6 protein-coding genes are annotated in these 5,622 nt (G+C 71.8%); 2 read left to right on the top strand and 4 right to left on the bottom strand.

What is annotated here, in order from left to right; all coding sequences use genetic code 11:
- Positions 1 to 127 precede the first annotated feature (127 nt).
- The 4 genes from AC51EU_RS26425 to AC51EU_RS26410 are packed head-to-tail and all read right to left on the bottom strand — an operon-like array spanning position 128 to position 2,995.
- Entirely contained in the window at positions 128 to 931 is an 804-nt protein-coding gene (locus AC51EU_RS26425; RefSeq protein WP_496269594.1) for an SDR family NAD(P)-dependent oxidoreductase, read from the bottom strand.
- Between the two features lie 43 nt (positions 932 to 974).
- Positions 975 to 1,739: an SDR family NAD(P)-dependent oxidoreductase gene (locus AC51EU_RS26420; protein WP_496269593.1), complete on the bottom strand. Its 765-nt coding sequence runs from the start codon at positions 1,737 to 1,739 to the stop codon at positions 975 to 977.
- Entirely contained in the window at positions 1,714 to 2,415 is a 702-nt protein-coding gene (locus tag AC51EU_RS26415; protein ID WP_496269592.1) for a GntR family transcriptional regulator, read from the bottom strand. The genes AC51EU_RS26420 and AC51EU_RS26415 overlap by 26 nt, the downstream gene beginning before the upstream one ends.
- Before the next feature lie 25 nt (positions 2,416 to 2,440).
- Positions 2,441 to 2,995: a VOC family protein gene (locus tag AC51EU_RS26410; RefSeq protein ID WP_496269591.1), complete on the bottom strand. Its 555-nt coding sequence runs from the start codon at positions 2,993 to 2,995 to the stop codon at positions 2,441 to 2,443.
- A 138-nt stretch (positions 2,996 to 3,133) separates the two neighbouring features.
- On the opposite strand from AC51EU_RS26410, the gene AC51EU_RS26405 reads away from it, so the two are divergent.
- Complete coding sequence (locus AC51EU_RS26405; RefSeq protein WP_496269590.1) at positions 3,134 to 5,320, top strand: alpha-ketoacid dehydrogenase subunit alpha/beta; 2,187 nt, start codon at positions 3,134 to 3,136, stop codon at positions 5,318 to 5,320.
- Positions 5,321 to 5,357: 37 nt separating this feature from the next.
- On the top strand, positions 5,358 to 5,622 hold a 265-nt coding region (locus AC51EU_RS26400; protein WP_496269589.1), incomplete at its 3' end, for a biotin/lipoyl-containing protein.

The following is a 5,622-nucleotide window of genomic DNA, read 5'->3' as shown; positions in this document are numbered from 1 at the left end:
GCGCCGCGCGCGGCTGGGCCTGGGCCCCGGGGCGACGGTCGTCCTGCTCAGCACCGAGGGCGCGGCGGCCAACCCTCGCACGGCCGACGGCCGGTGAGCCCCGACCACGTGAAGAAGTGATGTCCCGTCAGCCGGTCGCCACCGCGTAGCCGTCCGCCGTCCAGCCGCCGTCGCTGACCAGCACCTGGCCGGTGATGTTCGACGACACCCCGGAGGCCAGGAAGAGGGCGAGGTGGGCGATGTCCTCCGGGCGTCCGAGGCGGCCGCTGGGGGTGCGGCGGCGCAGTGCCGCGGTGTCGAGGCGGCCCTCGGCGGAGAGCCGGGCCACCAGGTCGGTCTCGACATAGCCGGGTGCCAGCGCGTTGACGCGGATGCCGTACGGAGCCCATTCGACGGCCAACACCTTGGTGAGGGAGGCGACGGCGGCCTTGGTCGCGCAGTACGCGGCGCGTTCGGGGCCCGCCGTCACCCCGTACATCGAGGAGGTGGTGAGGACGACACCGCCGTCGCCCTCGCGCATCAGGCGGGCGGCGGCCCGCGCGCAGACGAAGACGCCGGTGAGGTTGACGTCCAGGGCGGCGTTCCACCGCTCCAGGGGGAGGTCGAGGGAGGGGGCGTTGGCGGAGAGGCCGGCGTTGGCCGCCATGACGGAGAGCCCGCCGGTGCGGGCGGCGAAGGCGGCGAGCGCCTCCTCCACGGCGTCCTGGTCGCTGACGGGTACCGCGGCCGTGGTGATCAGCTGGTCCGGGTGGTGTGCCGCCAGGTCCGGGTGTATCCGGTCGAGTTCGGCGCCGTCGAGGTCGAGCAGCAGCACATGGCAGCCGGCCCGCGCGAAGGCGCCGGCCATGGCGCGTCCCAGGCCGCGGGCGGCCCCGGTGACGCACACGGATCTCCCGCGCAGATCGGGGTAGGTCGCCGCGTCGTCGGTCATCGTCCGTTCCTCTCCTCGTGTTCTCTCCTCCGGTCGTTCCTGGTCAGGCCATGTGCATGCCGCCGTTGACGTGGATGACCTCGCCCTGGACGAAGCTCGCGGCGGGCGAGCAGAGGAAGGTGACGACGGAGGCGACCTCCTCGGGCCTGCCGAGGCGGCCCAGCGGTGTGGTGGCGAGGGCACTGTCCCCGCGGGTGGCGACGTAGTCGCGGGTCATGGACGTCTCGATGATGCCGGGCGAGACCATGTTGACGCGGGCCCTGGAGCCGAGTTCCCAGGCGAGGCTGCGGGAGAAGGCGAGCAGGGCGCCCTTGGTCGCGGCGTAGTGCGCGTGCCGGACGCTGCCGCGGTGGCCGGCCATGGAGGTGAGGTTGACGATGGCGCCGCCCTCGTTGAGGTGGGGCAGTACGGCGCGGGTGAGGTAGAAGACGCCGTTGAGGTTGACCGAGATGACGGTGTTCCACTGCTCGTCGGTCATGTCGGCGACGGCCTGCTCGGGGTAGATCCCGGCGGCGGGTACGAGGAAGTCCACCGAGCCGAACGTCTCGACGGCGGCGGCGACGAACGCGTTGTTGCTCTCGGGACAGGCAGCGTCCAGGGTACGGGTGACCACGGTGGTGCCGGTGGGGTCGAGGGTGGCGGCGAACTCCTCCAGGGCGCCCGCGTCCAGGTCGCCGAGCACCAGGTGGGCGCCGGCGGCGTGGAACTGGCGGGCGACCTCGCGGGCGATGCCGCCGCCCGCGCCCGACAGGAGGAGGGTGCGGCCGCGGAAGGGGTGGTCGTCAGCCGGCGGGGTCGTCAGTGTCATGGTCGTCCTCGGTGAACAGTTCGGGATGCTGGCTCAGTTCGAGCCGGGTACGGCGGATGTGGCCGGTGAGGAAGCGTTCGGCGTCGGCGGTGTCGCGGCGCTTGACGGCTTCGACGATCAGGCGGTGTTCGGCGTGGATCAGTTCCCAGCCGCCGTCGCGGGCGAGGTGGGTGAAGGCACGCCGGTAGTGCTGGGTGGTGTTCCAGAAGCGGTCGACCATGGTGGTGATCTGGGCGACGCGGCATCCGGCGTAGGTGAGCAGGTGCAGCCGGCGGTCGAGGTCGAGGAACCGGTCGACGTCGGTGGTCTCCTCGATCTCCCGGGCGATCGCCTCCAGCCCGGCGATCTGCTCGTCCGTCAGGTGCGGGATGCTCTCGCTGAGGGCGAGTGGTTCGAGGCGTTCGCGGATCTTGTAGACGCCCTCGCACTCGGCCATGTCCATCTTGGAGACCCAGGCGCCGCTGTTGGACTTCACGACGGTCAGTCCCTCGGCGGCCAGTATCCGCAGGGCCTCGCGCACCGGAATCCGGCTGGCGCCGAACTGCGCGGCGACCTGTTCCTGCATGATGCGGGCGCCGGGGCGCAGTTCGCCGCTCAGGATGGCGGCGCGCAGACGGTCGGCGACGCGCTGGCTGGCGACGGCGGTGGCGCTGGGCTTCGCGGTGGTCGGTGGCATGGCTCTCCCGGTACGTCCGACGTGTTCAGGCGGAAGGCTGCCACAGCAGCACCGGTGCCCCGTCCTCGTACCTCTTGCCGTGGGGGTAGGAGACCAGCTCCAGCTGCATCCCCCAGGGAGTGAGGAAGTAGACCCACCGCTGGCCCTCGCTCGGTCCGGAGCTGGCGGTGGGGTCGCCGAGGACGCGTACGCCGTGCCGTCGCAGATGGGCGACGGCGGCGTCGAGATCGGTGACGTAGAAGGCGAGGTGGTGGCCGCCGATGTCGCTGTTGCGGGGCGGGGCGGTGTGCTGGTCGGGGGCCTCGTACTCGAAGATCTCGAAGTTGGGGCCGCCGGCGCAGCGGAAGAGGCGCAGTTCGCGCATGACGGCGCGGGGGTGGACGCCGAGATGGTCGCGCATCCAGGTGCCGTCGGAGCGGAAGGGGCCGAGCGAGTAGACGTGCTCGCAGCCGATCACGTCGACGAAGAAGCGGGTCGCCTCGTCGAGGTCGGGGACGGTGAAGCCGATGTGCTCGACCCCGGTCAGTCCCGGGAGTCCACGCCCCCGCTCATCCGCTGAATGGATCCATTGCTCCGACATGCCCCTCACCCTGCGCTCCGGCGAGCGCCGCAGTCAATGGTTATGTCCAGAATCCGAACGTAACGTTCCCGCAACGGGTCTTGGTTAATGGATCCATTCGCTGCGACAGTGCTCACCGAATCCCACAGGAGAGTGCTCATGCCCACACACCGCAAACTGCTCCCCGCCTCCCCCTGGACCGAGGTGGTGGCGACCAAGAAGGACTGGCAGGGCGCGGACCCGCACCTGCTGACCTCGATGTTCGCCCAGATCCTGCTGATCAGGACGTTCGAGGAGTACGTCCTCGACCTCGCGGGCCAGGGACTGGTCCACGGCCCCGCGCACTCCAGCATCGGCCAGGAGGGCGGCGCCGTCGGCTCCGTCCTGCCGCTGACCGGCGCCGACTTCGTCGGCGGCTCGCACCGGGGCCACCACCAGTTCCTCGCCAAGGCCCTGGGGTACGTGGCGCCCGGCGGCATCGACCTGCGGCAGCCGGTCACCGAGGAGGTCCGCACCGTCCTGCTGCGCAGCCTCGCCGAGATCTGCGGCCTGGCCCGCGGCTTCTGCCGGGGCCGCGGCGGCTCCATGCACCTCCAGTGGCGCGAGGCCGGGGCCATGGGCACCAACGCGATCGTCGGCGGCGGCGTGCCGCAGGCCGCCGGCTTCGCCTGGGCGGCGCGGCAGGCCGGCACCGACGCCGTCTCGGTCAGCTACTTCGGCGACGGCGCCGTCAACATCGGCTCCGTGCTGGAGACGATGAACCTCGCCGCGGCCTGGAAACTGCCGGTCTGCTTCTTCATCGAGAACAACCGGTACGCCGTCTCCACCCACATCGACGAGGCGACGGCCGAGCCCCGGCTCTCGGCCCGCGGCCTGGGGTTCAACATCCCCAGCTGGCGCGTCGACGGCATGGACCCGCTCGCCGTGCACCTGGCGATGACCGAGGCCGTGGACCACATGCGCGCGGGCGACGGCCCCACCGTCGTCGAGGCCGAGGTCTACCGCTACTTCCACCAGAACGGGCCGTTCCCCGGCAGCGCGTTCGGCTACCGCACCAAGGACGAGGAGAAGGAGTGGCGGGCCCGCGACCCGCTCGCCCAGGTCTCCCGGCACCTCGTCGAGCGCGGCATCCTCGACGAGGCCGCCGTCGAGGAGTGCACCGCCCGCGCCAGGGCGCTGATGGCCGCCGTCGGCGGCGAACTGCTGGAGCCCGACCCCGCCGGCAGGCCCGGCACCCGCCGCATCCGGCCCGCCGAATGGCCCGACCCGTCCTTCCGCGACGTCGGCGTGCGCGGCGACCTCAGCGAGTTCGACGGGGTGCGCCTCGCCGACACCGAAACCTTCGAGGGCCGCCTGGAGAACCGGAAGTTCATCGACGTGGTGGCCGACGTGATGCGCCGCCGGATGGCCGAGGACGACTCGATCGTCGTCATGGGCGAGGACGTGCACCGCCTCAAGGGCGGCACCAACGGCGCCACCAAGGGCCTCGCCGAGGCCCACCCCGACCGTGTCCTGGGCACGCCCATCAGCGAGAACGCCTTCGCCGGCCTCGGCGGCGGCATCGCCCTCGACGGCCGGTACACGCCGGTGGTGGAGTTCATGTACGCCGACTTCATGTGGGTCGCCGCCGACCAGATCTTCAACCAGATCGGCAAGGCCCGCCACATGTTCGGCGGCGACGGCAAGGGCACCGGCGTCCCCCTCGTCCTGCGCAGCAAGGTCGCCATGGGCACCGGCTACGGCTCCCAGCACTCCATGGACCCGGCGGGTGTCTTCGCCACCGCGCCCGGCTGGCGGATCGTCGCCCCGTCCACGCCCTTCGACTACGTGGGCCTGATGAACGCCGCCCTGACCTGCAAGGACCCGGTCGTCGTCCTGGAGCACACCGACCTCTACCCCACCACGGGCCCGGCCCCCGCCGACGACCTCGACTACTGCCTGCCCGTGGGGAAGGCGGCCGTGCGCCGCACCGGGTCGCAGATCACCGTCGTGTCGTACCTCGCGATGACCGGGTACGTGCTGGAGGCCGTCGAGCAACTGGGCCTGGACGCCGAGGTGATCGACCTGCGCTGGCTGGACCGCGCCAGCCTCGACTGGGACACCCTCGGCGCCAGCATCCGCAAGACCAACAACGTCCTCATCGCCGAGCAGGGCCCCGTCGGCACCTCGTACGGCGGCTGGCTGTCCGACGAGATCCAGCGCCGCTGGTTCGACTGGCTCGACCAGCCGGTCCAGCGCGTCCACGCCGGGGAGTCCTCCCCCAGCATCAGCAAGGTGCTGGAGCGGGCGGCCATCGCCCGGACCGAAGAGGCCGCGGCCGCGCTCCAGCGGGTCACCGAGAACTGACCCTCCCCGTACGACAGAACACCCAGGAGGGTTGATCATGGCCGAACTGTTCCGTATGCCCGCCGTGGCCGCCGACACCGCGGCGGCGGTGCTCTCCGCCTGGCAGGTCGCGGAGGGCGCCGCGTTCGCGAAGGACGACGCGCTGCTGTCCATCGAGACGGACAAGGCGGAGGTGGATGTCGCCGCCGAGCGCGACGGCGTCCTGCTCACCACGCTCCACGAGGCCGGCACCGAGGTGGAGACCGGTACCCCGATCGCGGTGCTCGGCGCCCCCGGCGAGCAGCCCGGCGACCTCGGCGCGC

It is taken from the genome of Candidatus Streptomyces philanthi (genome assembly GCF_059553635.1).
Note: the sequence above shows the minus strand (reverse complement) of the source record. Positions and strands in the feature narration are given on the sequence as shown.